Here is a 13,783-nt window from a genome sequence, read left to right as displayed (position 1 = left end):
ATTTATCGGTTTTTGATGTCAACATAGGCTCTATTCTCTGGTCCTATGTACTCTGAATTGGGGCGAATGAGTTTGTTGTCGCCTCGTTGTTCGACCACGTGCGCTGCCCAACCCGCTGTTCGGCTCATAACAAATATCGGCGTAAAGTAAGCTGTTGGAATGCCCATGAAATGGTACGTTGAAGCGCTGTAGAAATCAAGATTTGGAAAGAGTTTTTTCTCATCCCACATGATTTTTTCAATGATTTCAGAAATAGGGAAGATCGTGCTATTGCCCACATCGTCTGCGAGTTTGCGTGACCACTCTTTGATGACAATGTTACGTGGGTCATTACTCACATAGACACGGTGTCCAAAACCCATGATTTTGGCTTTATTCTCTAACTTTTCATAAATACCACGCGTTGCTTCATGTACCGATTTATATTCTGAAATGAGCTCCATCGCTGCTTCATTCGCCCCTCCGTGCAAAGGTCCTCGAAGCACGCCAATCGCCGCAGTGATCGCTGAGTAAATATCAGAAAGCGTAGAAGCTCCAATGCGTGCTACAAATGTAGAGGCGTTAAATTCATGCTCCGCGTAGAGAATCAACGAGACGTGCATCGCTTTGATCCACAGTTCGCTGGGTTGTTTGTTGTGGAGTTTTTCCAGAAAATAACCACCGATGGTATCTTGTGAACTGTTCGTATCGATCTCTTTGCCATTCACATGGTAGTGGTGCCAGTAGAGTAAGATGGAAGGAAAAATGCCCATCAAACGGGTAATCTTCGCACCTTGATCGCTAAAATTATCGGCTTCTGGCTCTAAACACCCCAGTGTCGAACAGCCCGTACGCATAATGTCCATCGGATGAGCATTTTTAGGCAGTGTGCGAAGCACCACTTTGAGTGCATCGGGTAATGCACGCGCTTGAATGAGCTCTTTTTTGTAAATTTCAAGCTCACTTTGTGTGGGTAGAGCGCCTTTGGTTAAAAGGTAGGAGACTTCTTCAAAGGTTGCATTTTTTGCCAGATCGTAGATGTCATAGCCTCGATAATTCAGACCATGCCCCGTTCCTACGGTACAAATAGCAGAACGACCTGCAACAACACCTGCGAGTCCACCTGTTTTTTTCTTCTCTTTTGCTTCCATTTTTTATCCTTGATAATTTTACACGGGAAAGAAGCAAAGCTCCTTTCCCTACGTTAGCCACTGGGGCGCTAAAGCTTGCCAACGGTGTTGGCAGAAATGTTTACATGTAAACGATTACTTTTGATCTTTACATGTAAACAGTGCGTCGATCTTCGCTTCAAAGGCGTGGTAGTTCAACATGTCGTAAAGCTCTGTACGCGTTTGCATCAAAGGGATCGAATTTTTCTGACTGCCATTTTTCAAGATGTCTTTAAAGACCGTCAACGCGGCTTGATTCATCGCGCGAAAGCCTGAGAGTGGGTAGAGCACCATCGAGATGCCAACGGACTCTAACTCTTTACATGTAAAGTAGGGTGTTTGCCCAAATTCGGTGATGTTGGCAAGCACAGGTACTTTGATGATTTTGGTAAATTGTTTGTACTCTTCGAGGGTATGAATCGCTTCGGCAAAGATCATATCAGCCCCCGCTTCAACGTATGCCTGCGCCCGCTCAAGCGCTGCTGCTTGACCTTCCATGGCGTGTGCATCGGTGCGTGCTATGACGACAAACTCATCATCAATTTTGCCATCCATGGCAGCTTTGATGCGGTCACACATCTCTTCTTTACTGACCAACTCTTTATTGGGGCGATGGCCGCAACGTTTTTGTGCGACTTGGTCTTCAATGTGACAGGCCGCTGCACCTGCACGGGTAAGCTCTTTGATGGTACGAGCGATGTTAAAAGCGCCACCCCAACCTGTATCCGCATCGACTAATAGAGGCAATGAACTGGCACTCGTAATGCGTCTGACATCAATACAGACATCTTCTAAGTTTGTCATACCAAGGTCAGGAAGTCCGATGCTCGCATTGGCAACGCCTGCGCCGCTAAGATAGAGCGCCTTATGCCCAACACGCTCTGCTTGCATAGCGCTGTAGGCGTTGATGACACCGACAATTTGAAGCGGATGGTTTTCATTAACCGCTTTTCTAAAGAGTGAACCTGCACTGATCATACTCATTTTTTTCCTTTTTTAGGGATGGGGTATCCCAGTTTTTCGATTGATTGTTGAATGTCAGCTAAGACACTTTCGTCTTCAATGGTGGAGGGCATACTCCACTCTTTACCATCGACCATTGAACGCATCGTGGCTCGCAAAATCTTACCGCTACGCGTTTTAGGAAGTTTTTCAATGACAGTCGCAAGCTTAAGTCCTGCCACTGCACCAATCTCTTCACGCACCAGTTGTATAACGCCATCCGCGATGGAGCGATTGTCACGCTCAATGCCATCTTTGAGTACAACAAATGCCATTGGTACTTCGCCTTTGAGTTCATCATCCACACCAATAACCGCACACTCTGCCACATCGGGATGTTTTGAGATGACCTCTTCCATCTCTCCTGTGGAAAGTCTGTGACCTGCGACATTGATGACACCATCCATACGTCCCATTACCCAGACATAACCGTCTTCATCAATGTAGCCACTATCCCCCGTGAGGTAGTAGCCGGGGTAGAAGTTGAGGTACGATTTTTTATAGCGTTGATCATCCGACCAAATGCTCATCAAACACGAAGGCGGGAGTGGGAGTTTGAGTACCAAATTGCCTAATTGATTAGGTTTACACTCATTGCCTTGTTCATCAAGCACTTTGAGGTTAAACCCTGGCATTGGTTTGGTAGGAGAGCCTGCTTTAATAGGCATTGGGTCAAGTCCCATAGGATTGGCTGCGATTGCCCAACCCGTTTCGGTTTGCCACCAGTGATCAATGGCGGGTTTATTGGTGATTTTGGTGATCCACTCTAACGTATCACTGTCACAGCGCTCGCCGGCTAAAAAGATGCTTTTGAGTGCGCTTAGATCATATTTTTTGACCCATTCACCTTTGCTATCCTCTTTTTTAATGGCACGAAATGCGGTAGGAGCAGCAAAAAGTATATTGACTTTGTACTCATCACACACTCTCCAAAAAGCACCTGGATTTGGGGTTCGTACAGGTTTCCCTTCATAGATAATGGTCGTGCATCCGTTCATCAAAGGTCCATACACGATGTAGGAGTGTCCGACAACCCAACCCACATCACTGGCAGCCCAGAAAACATCGCCTGGTTTGGCGTTGTAGACATTGTCCATCGACCATTTCATTGCAACCGAGTGACCGCCATTAGAGCGAATAACGCCTTTAGGTTTGCCTGTCGTTCCTGAGGTGTAGAGAATGTAAAGTGGATCAGTCGCATCAACGGGCACACACTCAACTAAGCCCGCTTTTTCCTCTTCGACTTCCCAGTCGATGTCACGCCATGGAAGCATATTGGCTCTCTCTTGCGGGCGTTGCCAGATAAGGCAGGTCGTTGGTTTATGGGTCGATTGTTTGATGGCTTCATCCAAAAGAGGTTTGTATTTGATTAGCTTGCTGATCTCAATACCGCATGAGGCACTGATAATGACGCGAGGTTTGGCATCATCAATACGCGTTGCTAGCTCGTGAGCAGCAAATCCACCAAAAACAACGGAGTGAATCGCTCCGATGCGCGCACACGCTAGCATCGCAATGACCGCTTCGGGGATCATTGGCATATAAATGACGACACGATCGCCTTTGACGACACCTTTGTTTACAAGAATGGACGCCGTTTTAGAGACTCTTTGGCGTAGTTCCCTATAGGTATAGGTTTTTTTGGTATCGGTGACAGGCGAGTCATAGATAATGGCAAGTTGGTCACCTCGGCCATTGTCAATGTGCAAATCCAGCGCATTGTAACAGCTGTTCATACATCCGCCAACAAACCATCTATAATGGTTATCAACGACATCTAAGACTTTGTCCCATTGGTGATACCAATGCACTTTTGTCGCCGCTTGTGCCCAAAATTTCTCTGGGTTCTCAATGGACTCTTTGTAAGTTGACTCATACTTCAATGACACTGACATCTCCTGTAGTACAAATTTTGAACAATTATATAACGACTTAAGGTTTAATTCAGTGTACTAGTTTTGATTTTTTAAGACAATTTTCAGACATAGATGCTAGACTCGTACAGTTTTTATACATAATGTAGTTAAAAAGTACTAAGGTGAGCTTCATGTACGATAACGCCATCGAGAAAATTGTTGCGATTTACAATCGCTCGGGTCTCAGTATCTCCAAGTTTGCCTCCATCATCAACAAAGACCGCAGAACCCTCACTGCATGGATCGACAAACTGGTCACCAAAGAGCCTTCCTCTGAGGTTAAAACTTCCATCTCCAAATTTTTTCGCTATCCTCCTACTATTTGGGAGAGTGAGTGCAATGGGGTTGATTTTGAAGATATGTTGGAGCATATTCCCAAAGATGAGATACGCATTATCGATCAAGGCTATGAGGGCGGACTTCGGTACATTTTAGACAAAGAGGCGCAAGATCGCTTTGTGATCCATCCGCAGTTCCCTGGTCCAGCGTATCGAGACAAAGTGGTTCCAACGCCTTACAAACGGGTGATTTCTGCCGAAGCGGTGGAGCTTAAAAAATTGCGGTATGAGCAGATTTCTAACTATGCGTTTGAATCAACCGAGTGGTACTCCATCGAATCGCTGTTGCGTTTTGCGTTTTCACACATAGGCAATTTTTACACCAAGAGTGAAAAAATACAAATCTTAGAGCTCATGCACGACACTTTTTACGACAATTACAACAAAAGCCTCTACTTTTTTGACTCGCATTCGACGAAGATCTACGGCATGGACACGGCGTACATCTCCATCAATGTCAAGCAAAATTTTATGTTTTTCAAAATGCCGATTGACTCTTTAATCGTTGAGATTCAAAACAAAAAATTGATCTACCGCATGCACCGCTACTTTACTTCCGCTTCCCAAGCGCCAAGTCATATCATTCGTACCGATGCTGCTAAGATTCTTCGTATCATTAAGGGTGCCATTGTCTCCGATAAAACGCTGATTGATTGTTACTATGACATCGAAAAGCAGACACCGTATGGAGCTTTGTTTCTCAACAATATCTCACCGTTTGAGCCGCGAACGGAGTTGCCCTAACTCTTTACATGTAAAGAAAGTGTAAAGAAGAAGTCAACCCTAAATTGACACTGTTGTCCTAAGATTTCAGTATCAATTTAGGAGTTCGATATGAAAAAAACAGTCTGTTTTATCCTACTGACATTCACACTGCTCAATGCCAAAGAGTTCAATACCCCCATGAAAACCTACATGGAGGGCTTAAGCACCGAAGCAAAGGCTGCAAATCCTAGTTTTTCTGGCTTTGATGCCAAGCGAGGCGAAACACTTTTTGTCTCCAAACATACGGGCAAAAAAGGAGGCGAGATGAGTTGTACCACGTGTCACTCAACCAATCTCAAAAATGGTGGGCAAAATGTCAATACCAACAAACCTATTACGGCATTAGCCCCATCTGTAAATCCAACTCGCCTTACCGATGTTGCTGAGGTCGAAAAGTGGCTGAGACGTAATTTCAACGATGTGTTTGCGCGTGAGGGAGTCGCGCTTGAAAAAGGTGATGTTTTAACGTACATCATTAACCAATAAGGAGATATGATGAAAAAATTACTCTTAATCACAGCACTTGGACTCAGCTTTGCCTTTGCAGGCAGTGTTGCACCTGCGGATAATGCACAGTATCAAAAAGAGTGTGCGAGTTGTCACTTTGGGTATCAGCCAGCCCTTTTAAGTAAAGCTTCATGGGAAAAAGTGATGGGAAATCTGAGCGATCACTTTGGCACCGACGCCTCATTAGGCAAGGTTGAAAGTGAGCAGATATTAAGCTATCTTGTAAGTAATGCAGGAAGCGGTAAGATTACTGCAAACAACAGCACGATGCAGATCACAAAGTCGCCTTATTTCATCAAAGAGCATCGCAAAATTCCTGCGAAATTCATTGAGCAAAAAGAGGTGAATTCAATCGCTAATTGTCTCGCCTGTCACACCACGGCGGATAAAGGCAACTACAGCGAACGCGCTATCGTGATTCCAAATTATGGGAGATGGGAATGAAAAAGATTTTAGTCTGGGGACTTTACACACGAGTCTCACATGCACTGCTTATGGTCATGATGTTGGCGGTTTTTCTTACCCCCGAAGTCAAACGTTTACTTACGTTACATGTAGCGCTGGGGTACACACTCGCACTGCTGTTTTTGTTTAGAATTCTGTGGGGTTTTTTGGATGTCAAATACTCTAAATTTAAAGATTTTAACTTTAATCTTAGCGATTTAAAAGAGTATATATTTTCCATTTTTGGCAACAAAAAAGAGTACATCGGGCACAATCCAGCTTCGAGTTATGCCATCATCGCGATGATCGTTTTAACCTTTTTAGCGGTAATCTCAGGTGCGTTAACGTACGGCGTCAAAGAGGGCATGGGCGTGTTTTCCTTTATGAATCACACGATGTTTCGCGATATGAAACTTTTTAAAGAGGTGCATGAGTTTTTTGCCAATGTCTTGATGGCGGTGATTTTTGCGCATATCGCGGGTGTTTTATTGGATAAGCTTTTCCATAAATCACGCGCCTTAGAGTCGATGGTTGATGGGTATAAGCTAGGCGAGGAAGAGGGTGTTAAACTCACACTGATGCAAAAAATCTTTGGTGGTGTTGCCATTGCGCTTTCTCTCTTTGCGTTTGTGTATATGCTCGTAGCGCCTAACAGTCTTTTAATCGCCGATGGCAATCCTAAAATGGACTACACCAAAGAGAACCCTGCCTTTTACAAAGAGTGTATCAGTTGTCATACACTCTATCCTCCTTTTTTACTGCCACAAAAATCGTGGGTGAGCATGATGGACACACTGGAAAACCACTTTGGCGATGATGCCTCACTGGATGCTGCAACCACAGAGTCGATCAAAGCATTTTTAGTGAAAAACAGTTCTGAGACTTCCACCAAAGAGTCTTCTCTGCGTATTCTAGCAAGCTTGGAAAACGATAAAACCTATCTTGCGATCACCGAAACACCTTTTTGGAAAAATCGCCACAAAAAGATTGACAAAGCTGTTTTTGCACAAGCGGATATTGGAAAACCATCAAATTGTAAGGCATGCCATGATAATATTGAAAATGGACTACTGAACAATCGCGATATTAAAAGGCTGTAAATGAAGATACTGCTCATTTTACTTCTCACACTTTGTCTGTATGCCGATCATGACGGTAAAAAAGAGCATCACCTGAGTAAAGACCTCTCTTATTTGGAGTTAACCTCTGAGCAAAAAGAGGTTGCGAAAAGCATTATTAAGCAGTTTCGAGTCGACATCAAAGCCTTTCGTGAGTTCAAGGGAAAGATGGAAGATCAAAAAGAGGCATTGCTGACGCATGAGGTTTTAAACGAAGAAGATTTGCAGAAAATCAACCAAGCAATCAGCCAAAAATCCAGCGCGATAGAGAGCCATTTTTTACTGCAAATGCACAACCTTTTAACCCCAGAACAACGCCAAAAATTTGCACATAACCTTGAAGAGTGGGAAGTGGAATGAGCGAGAAAATTTTACTCATCGAAGACGATTTGGAGATGCAATCGCTCATTGGTGATTACCTGCACAATTACGATTTTGAAGTGAAGGCTTTTGATAAACCTAAAGAGGCTCTCTCACATTTGAAAGCCAATCCTTCGCACTATAAAGTGGTCGTCCTTGATCTGATGTTACCGCAGATGGATGGGTTTGATGTGTGCAAAGAGATTAGAGCGATGAGTGACGCGCATATCATTATCTCCTCGGCGCGCAATGAACTCAGCGATAAAATCTTAGGTTATGGCGTGGGTGCCGATGACTACCTTGCAAAGCCGTATGAGCCACGTGAATTGGTGCTAAAAATCAACTCCTTTTTGCGTAGAAATACCCAGTCAAACAAGCGCGTGGGAGATTTTGAAATCGATGAAGCGAAAATGGAAGTCTCTTTGGAGGGCTATCATTTAGATTTAACGAAAATCGAATTTGACATCTTACTTCTTTTACTCTCCAATCAAGGCAAAGTGTTTTCGCGTGAGGTAATTTTTAACGCGATTAATGGCATTGGCTACAACTCTAAAGATCGCACGGTCGATATGCACATCAGCAATCTCAGAGCCAAAATAGGCGATGATCCAAAAAATCCCAAATACATCAAGTCGGTTTGGGGCATTGGCTATAAAATGGTCGGTTAAGATGTCCATTTTTACCAAACTCTTTTTACTTTTTTTAGTCAGTCTTTCGTTGATGCTTTTTGTCTCACGCGAAACAAACCAACTCACCCAAGCCAAAATAGAGATGCTCTTAAAAGAGAAGTACCTTCAAGCCTCCACCGAGCTCTTTCGCGACCTTGCCAATGACGATCAAGCATCGCTTACCAAAAGGCTTCAATCCTTTAACTTTGAACTCATTGCAGAGTCGCAAAGCGTGTTGGAAGGCTCTCAAACGATTTATGAAAAAAGCAGCTCCTTTGGAGAAGTCAAAATTTTGATGGATACCAAAGGCAGATACCTTTTGCTCCTGAGTTATTTGGATGAGAGCTTGTTGGTACGCGACATAACCCAAGAGGAGGGTTTTTATCATTTTGATCGTGTGAGTTATCTGATCTTTGCCGATATTTTTGTGCTTATTATCACTTTTTTGATGGTCATCAAGCTTATTTTTCCGCTCAAACAGATTGCGTTAACGCTTCAAAAATTTGGCGAAGGTGCTTTACATGTAAGAATGAAACGCTTTGGCTCCAACGAACTTGGCAAGCTTTCTAATACCTTCAATGCGATGGCGTCTAACATCGAAGCGCTGATTCTTTCACGTCAACGCTTGCTTCGTGACATCGGGCATGAACTTCGCACACCACTTGCCAAATCCAAACTTGCCTTAGAGATGTTAGGGGAGGGGAAGTATCAGCAGAGTCTTAAAAAAGCGATTTCCCAGATTGATGAGTTGACCAAAGAGCTTTTAGATATCGAGCGGCTCAATGCCAATATGGAACAACTAAATCTTACGCGTTTCAATGCCGAAACACTCATCTCAGAGTCCCTTTCACGCGCACTGATTGAAGATGAAAGTTTGGTGGAGCTTCACATCGATGAGCCTTTTGAGATCAAGGGTGATCTTAATTACCTCTCCATTGCGCTTAAAAACTTAATCGATAATGCGTTAAAATACACCACACAAAAACCCATTCTCATCGAAGTAAAAGAGCGCACGATCAGCGTTAAAAGCAGAGGTGAAGCACTCAAACACGCGTTGGAGTATTACTGCGAACCGTTCGCCCAAGGTGATGATACTAGAGGAGCTGAGGGTTTTGGTTTGGGGTTGAGTATTGTTAAAAAGATTGTCCAAAAGCATGGATTTAAACTGAGTCTTACATGTAAAGAGGGCTGGAATAGTTTTAGCATTAGACTTTTTTCATAACCCATTGAAAAAAGTCTAGCACATTTTAAACGATTTTGATCTCATTCTTATGTTGTTTTTTCACTTCATACATGGCGATGTCGGCATCTTTTAAAATTTCATTGATCGTTTTATTGGTCTCATGAAAGAGCGTTCCACCAATGCTTGCCGTGCAGGTGTAATCAAAATTGATCAATCGAAATTGCTCACCAATCGCATGAAGAATTTTATAACCAATCTCCCTGAGTCGTGTTTTGGCTTCGTAGGGGTCGTCTCCTAGTTTTGTGACTAAAATGACAAATTCATCGCCTCCAAAACGAGAAACGGTGTCGCATAAACGAAGCGTACTGGATAACCGTTTGGCAACCATTTTCAGAAGCATGTCGCCGTATTCGTGCCCTTTGGTGTCGTTGAGAAATTTGAAATTATCCAGATCGATAAATAAAAGCCCGCAAAATTCAGGGTCACGGCTGGTATTGGCAAGCGTATGGCTCAAGCGATCCAGTAAAAGTTTGCGATTGGGAAGTTCTGTGAGTGAGTCATAATACGCCAAATGTTCAATGGTTTTTTGTGCCTCTTTCTCTTTGCTAATGTCTCTAAAGATAATGACCGAGCCAATGTTGTTATTGTCCTGTAGAAAAGGGGTGGCATTGAGATGGATGGTAAAATGCTCTCCATCTTTTTTACGAAAAACCTCTTCGCCGAGGTAGGTTCGTTGATAACGCATTGAGTTTAAAATAGGGCACTCTTCTTTGGTGGTGTCATGCGGATGAACATGAATAAGCTCGTGCGAATCTTTTCCGATGACCTCTTTAAGCGAGTAGCCTAAAAGCGTTGTTGCGGCGTTATTGATAAACGTGATCTGCCCTTTGGTATTGAGGAGAATCACCCCATTGATCGTTTTATCGACAATGGTTTCAAATAATACCTTCTCTTTAAGCGTTTTATGACTCTGCTCAATAAGTAGATAAAGGACAATGCCCAGAAGCACAAAGGTTAAAAAGCCAAAAAGAAGCGATGCAATGTATTTATGTTGGATTTTGACAAGATCATCTAAATGGCTGTAGGTAACGGCGTAAGCGGCAAGCGTACCTGTGAGATCGTAAACAGCGTAAAAATTAGCAACATAACCGTCATCATCTTGAAGCACAGGAATGGAGAAATTTTTACCTTCTTTGAGTTTTGCATCGATGTTGTAGTGCTCTTTAAGTATCGTGTTGATCTTTTTGGTCAGTTCCGATTCAATGGAAGGTGCGGTGATATTAGAAATTTTTTGGTTTTCGATGACAAAATCATTGCTCAAAGGTGAGGGCATAAAATGGTGTTTGTGTCCTTCAAAGACCATATCGGTTGTGACCGATTTTTTAAGCAGCAGCAGATGATCTTTCCAGCTCAAAAGTTTTGAAAGCTCAAACTCAATGTTTTCATACGCTAAAGAGACTTCAACGCTGCCTAAATGTTTTCCTTCCTGAATAATGGGAAAAACATAGCGAAATCCAGGGTATGTGCGACCTCCTTCAAATCCCGTAACAAATTTTTTTTCAATGTTGGCTTTTTTGATGGAAGGACGTACCTCCATCAGGTTGTCACCATTTTCAGCAGGAGCATGAAAACGCAAAAAACTTTCGCCTTGAGGTGTGTGAAAATGAAACTGCCTGATGCCAAGCCTCTTAAGCTCATCATTGTAAAAAGAGTATAAAAGGCGGTATAAGGAGCCTCGGAGCAGCGCTTTTTCGTGCGTATCATTCGTATCTACGACGTCATTTAAAATCTTAAGAATGGGAGGTTGCATAATGGCATAGCGAAAATAGTTCTCGATGGAGATGCTGTACATCTGCGTCACTGCCTTGTACGAGGTTTCTATAATTTTATGTTCATTCAAGAGGAGAACATCGCGCTCTTCTTTCATTTTGGAGTGAACATAACTGAAAAAAACAGCGTACGCGATAATGACACTGAAGGCGGTTAAGAGAAATTTACGCATTAAAAGCTTCCGCTATGGGGAACGTTTACGGTTTGCATATCATGTTTGAAATTTTGAAACATGTTGATGTCGGTCTCACTCATGCCATAGTTGATGTCTTTGCCCCATTTTTCATACACCTCTTTGGGTGTAGAAAGCAAAATAGATTTGATCTTAGCGATTTTCTCAGCACTGATCGTTTGAGTGTTAACCACCAGTGAAAAACCAGGAATGAGGGGTGTTGTGTCGATAATTTCCAACCCCAAAGAGGCATACTCATGTGCAATGCTCTCTTTAATACCTCCCATGTGGAATTCGCCCCGAACAACCGAGAGCGCTACTTCATCATGCGTTCCAACATAACGGTACAGCAGGGTGTCTAAATTAAGATGAAAAGAGCTCTCTATGAGGTGTTTGGTATTGGTGTATCCGCAGGTTGAGAGAGGTTGCGTTAGTGCAACTTTGAGCTCTCTTTGGGGAATATTTAAAAGGGTATCGCCTCCAAATTTGACCAATGCACAGCGGTAACCGTTTTTTCCATCGCTTTCATGAAAGGTGATGATCGGAAGCGCATAGGGAAAACTCTTTTGCAATGTCAAAAAAGGCAATGGTCCAAAGTAGGCAATATCCACTTGATTGGCTTTAAACGCGGCGATAAGGTCATCGTACTTTTTTTCGTAATGAATGGTGATGTTTTCATCCAATGCGTGTTCAAGGTAATTCACCATAGGGAAGAAATCTTCAAGAACTTTGTTGGCGTTAAAAAAAGGAATAGGGGCAAAGACGAGAGAGCGTGCTTCTAAGCAAAGACCGAGAGAAAATATGAGAAAAAGGCGTAAGAAATGCCGCATCATTAACTCTCTTTGTAACAAATTTATCACGCCAATGATATAGAAGAAAGCATAAAAACGGACTTAAGGTATCGTTAATCTTCTTATGATGAAAATGCGTGAATAAGAGATAGCTCAAAGTGCTTCACTAAATTCTTTAAATAAAACTTAGATACAATAAAGCATTAAGATAAATAAAGGATCGAGATGTTATTTGAAAAGCTAGGCTTGATTGTACCACTACAAGAAGCAGTCACTGAACTTGGGTACACAAAACCAACGCCTGTGCAAAACAAGGTCATCCCTTTGGTGTTAGAGGGAAAAGATGTTATGGCAACGGCGCAAACGGGCACGGGAAAAACGGCCGCTTACGCACTGCCACTTTTACAAATATTGGCTAAAAAAACACAAAAATCAACCACAAAAAAAGTCGTACGTGCGCTTATTTTAGTGCCCACACGTGAGCTTGCGTCACAAGTCAATCTCAACGTGCAAGAGTATGGCAAGAACCTTGAGTTAACCATCGGGGCGATTTACGGTGGTGTAAAGTTTACACCGCAAGTTAAAAAATTGGAGAAGGGCATCGATGTTCTTATCGCCACTCCAGGGCGACTTTTAGAGCATATCAAACTGGACAATGTTGATCTCTCTCGTGTGGAGATGCTCGTTTTTGATGAAGCCGATAGAATCCTCGACATGGGCTTTTGGGATGAGGTTGAGACATTGCTTTCCCTTTTACCTAAAAAACGTCAAACCTTGCTGTTTTCCGTCGGAGTTTCCAAGTCGGTCAAACGTCTTTCCGAAGTCAGTTTGAAAAAACCTATTACTGTGGCTATCAACAATCAAGGTGAATTTGCTAAAAATGTGCAACAAACCATTTACGTGGTGGACAAAGAGCGCAAGTGCGAGATGCTCTCTTTCATGATCGGTACTGAAAACTGGCATCAAGTGTTGGTCTTTACCAAAACGAAACAGAGTGCTGATGAAGTGGGCGATTACCTCAGTAAAAGTGGCTTGAAAACATTGGTCTTGCATGGCGATAAAGCGCACTCACAACGCACCAAAGCGGTTGCTGCTTTTAAAGAAAACTCTATTCGTGTGTTGGTCGCTACGGACATCGCCTCTCGTGGTCTTGACATCGAAGATCTGCCGCATGTCATTAACTACGAACTCCCCGGAGACGCAGAAGATTATTTGCATCGAGCAGGACGTACGGGTCGTGCAGGTAAAGAGGGACGAGCGATTTCGTTTGTTTCTCAAGAAGAAAAGTTAAAGTTAAAAGAGATCGAAAAGATCCTAAAATACACGCTTAAAACAGAGTTTTACCCTGGTTTTGAGACGCAAGTATGGGTTGAAAAAGAGGCGAAAAAACATACGATTCAAGCCAAAATTGACCGTGAAAAAGCCAATAAAAAGCCAATGGGTCTTCGTAAAAAACGTGAAGAGATCAAAGCAAATAAAGCCAAAAAAACTGCTAAAACATGTGGTATTGGCGCTAAAAATTGTAAAGTAAAATAAGTAAA

Annotated in this window: 13 protein-coding genes; 8 read left to right on the top strand and 5 right to left on the bottom strand. The window is 42.8% G+C overall.

Annotation, left to right across the window (positions count from 1 at the left end):
• Window positions 1-2 precede the first annotated feature (2 nt).
• The 3 genes from prpC to SHALO_RS09740 form a co-directional block, all read right to left on the bottom strand.
• The gene (gene prpC / locus SHALO_RS09750) at window positions 3-1,130 is read right to left on the bottom strand and encodes a bifunctional 2-methylcitrate synthase/citrate synthase (RefSeq protein WP_069478363.1); all 1,128 of its coding nucleotides are present in this window, start codon (window positions 1,128-1,130) and stop codon (window positions 3-5) included.
• A gap of 114 nt (window positions 1,131-1,244) precedes the next feature.
• Window positions 1,245-2,123, bottom strand: coding sequence for a methylisocitrate lyase (gene prpB, locus SHALO_RS09745; RefSeq protein ID WP_338011926.1), 879 nt, complete (start codon window positions 2,121-2,123; stop codon window positions 1,245-1,247).
• Window positions 2,124-2,128: 5 nt separating this feature from the next.
• Window positions 2,129-4,039, bottom strand: coding sequence for a propionyl-CoA synthetase (locus tag SHALO_RS09740; RefSeq protein WP_238585230.1), 1,911 nt, complete (start codon window positions 4,037-4,039; stop codon window positions 2,129-2,131).
• 158 nt (window positions 4,040-4,197) lie between these two features.
• On the opposite strand from SHALO_RS09740, the gene SHALO_RS09735 reads away from it, so the two are divergent.
• The 7 genes from SHALO_RS09735 to SHALO_RS09705 all read left to right on the top strand — a co-directional run bounded on the left by SHALO_RS09735 (window position 4,198) and on the right by SHALO_RS09705 (window position 9,488).
• Window positions 4,198-5,148 (top strand): hypothetical protein, encoded by a 951-nt coding sequence (locus tag SHALO_RS09735; protein WP_069478361.1) that lies wholly within the window; start codon window positions 4,198-4,200, stop codon window positions 5,146-5,148.
• A gap of 90 nt (window positions 5,149-5,238) precedes the next feature.
• Window positions 5,239-5,655 (top strand): DUF1924 domain-containing protein, encoded by a 417-nt coding sequence (locus SHALO_RS09730; RefSeq protein WP_069478360.1) that lies wholly within the window; start codon window positions 5,239-5,241, stop codon window positions 5,653-5,655.
• Window positions 5,656-5,661: 6 nt separating this feature from the next.
• The gene (locus tag SHALO_RS09725; RefSeq protein WP_238585229.1) at window positions 5,662-6,120 is read left to right on the top strand and encodes a diheme cytochrome c; all 459 of its coding nucleotides are present in this window, start codon (window positions 5,662-5,664) and stop codon (window positions 6,118-6,120) included.
• Window positions 6,117-7,220 carry a cytochrome b/b6 domain-containing protein gene (locus SHALO_RS09720; protein WP_069478358.1) on the top strand — a complete coding sequence of 368 codons (1,104 nt, stop codon included), beginning with the start codon at window positions 6,117-6,119 and terminating at the stop codon, window positions 7,218-7,220. The genes SHALO_RS09725 and SHALO_RS09720 overlap by 4 nt, the downstream gene beginning before the upstream one ends.
• A complete protein-coding gene (locus tag SHALO_RS09715) occupies window positions 7,221-7,598 on the top strand; it encodes a Spy/CpxP family protein refolding chaperone (RefSeq protein WP_069478357.1) in 378 nt (125 codons plus the stop codon).
• The gene (locus SHALO_RS09710) at window positions 7,595-8,266 is read left to right on the top strand and encodes a response regulator transcription factor (protein ID WP_069478356.1); all 672 of its coding nucleotides are present in this window, start codon (window positions 7,595-7,597) and stop codon (window positions 8,264-8,266) included. Before SHALO_RS09715 ends, SHALO_RS09710 begins: the two co-directional genes overlap by 4 nt.
• 1 nt (window position 8,267) lies before the next feature.
• The gene (locus SHALO_RS09705) at window positions 8,268-9,488 is read left to right on the top strand and encodes an ArsS family sensor histidine kinase (protein WP_069478355.1); all 1,221 of its coding nucleotides are present in this window, start codon (window positions 8,268-8,270) and stop codon (window positions 9,486-9,488) included.
• A 25-nt stretch (window positions 9,489-9,513) separates the two neighbouring features.
• Here the strand turns inward: SHALO_RS09705 and SHALO_RS09700 are convergent, their stop codons facing one another.
• Window positions 9,514-11,451, bottom strand: coding sequence for a diguanylate cyclase domain-containing protein (locus SHALO_RS09700; protein ID WP_069478354.1), 1,938 nt, complete (start codon window positions 11,449-11,451; stop codon window positions 9,514-9,516).
• The gene (locus SHALO_RS09695) at window positions 11,451-12,284 is read right to left on the bottom strand and encodes a PhnD/SsuA/transferrin family substrate-binding protein (RefSeq protein ID WP_069478353.1); all 834 of its coding nucleotides are present in this window, start codon (window positions 12,282-12,284) and stop codon (window positions 11,451-11,453) included. Before SHALO_RS09695 ends, SHALO_RS09700 begins: the two co-directional genes overlap by 1 nt.
• Window positions 12,285-12,467: 183 nt before the next feature.
• On the opposite strand from SHALO_RS09695, the gene SHALO_RS09690 reads away from it, so the two are divergent.
• A complete protein-coding gene (locus SHALO_RS09690; RefSeq protein WP_069478352.1) occupies window positions 12,468-13,778 on the top strand; it encodes a DEAD/DEAH box helicase in 1,311 nt (436 codons plus the stop codon).
• Window positions 13,779-13,783: the final 5 nt, after the last annotated feature.

Origin of the sequence: Sulfurospirillum halorespirans DSM 13726, assembly GCF_001723605.1 — a bacterium.
Taxonomy (GTDB): Bacteria; Campylobacterota; Campylobacteria; order Campylobacterales; family Sulfurospirillaceae; genus Sulfurospirillum; species Sulfurospirillum halorespirans.
This window is presented reverse-complemented; position numbering and strand designations above follow the sequence as displayed.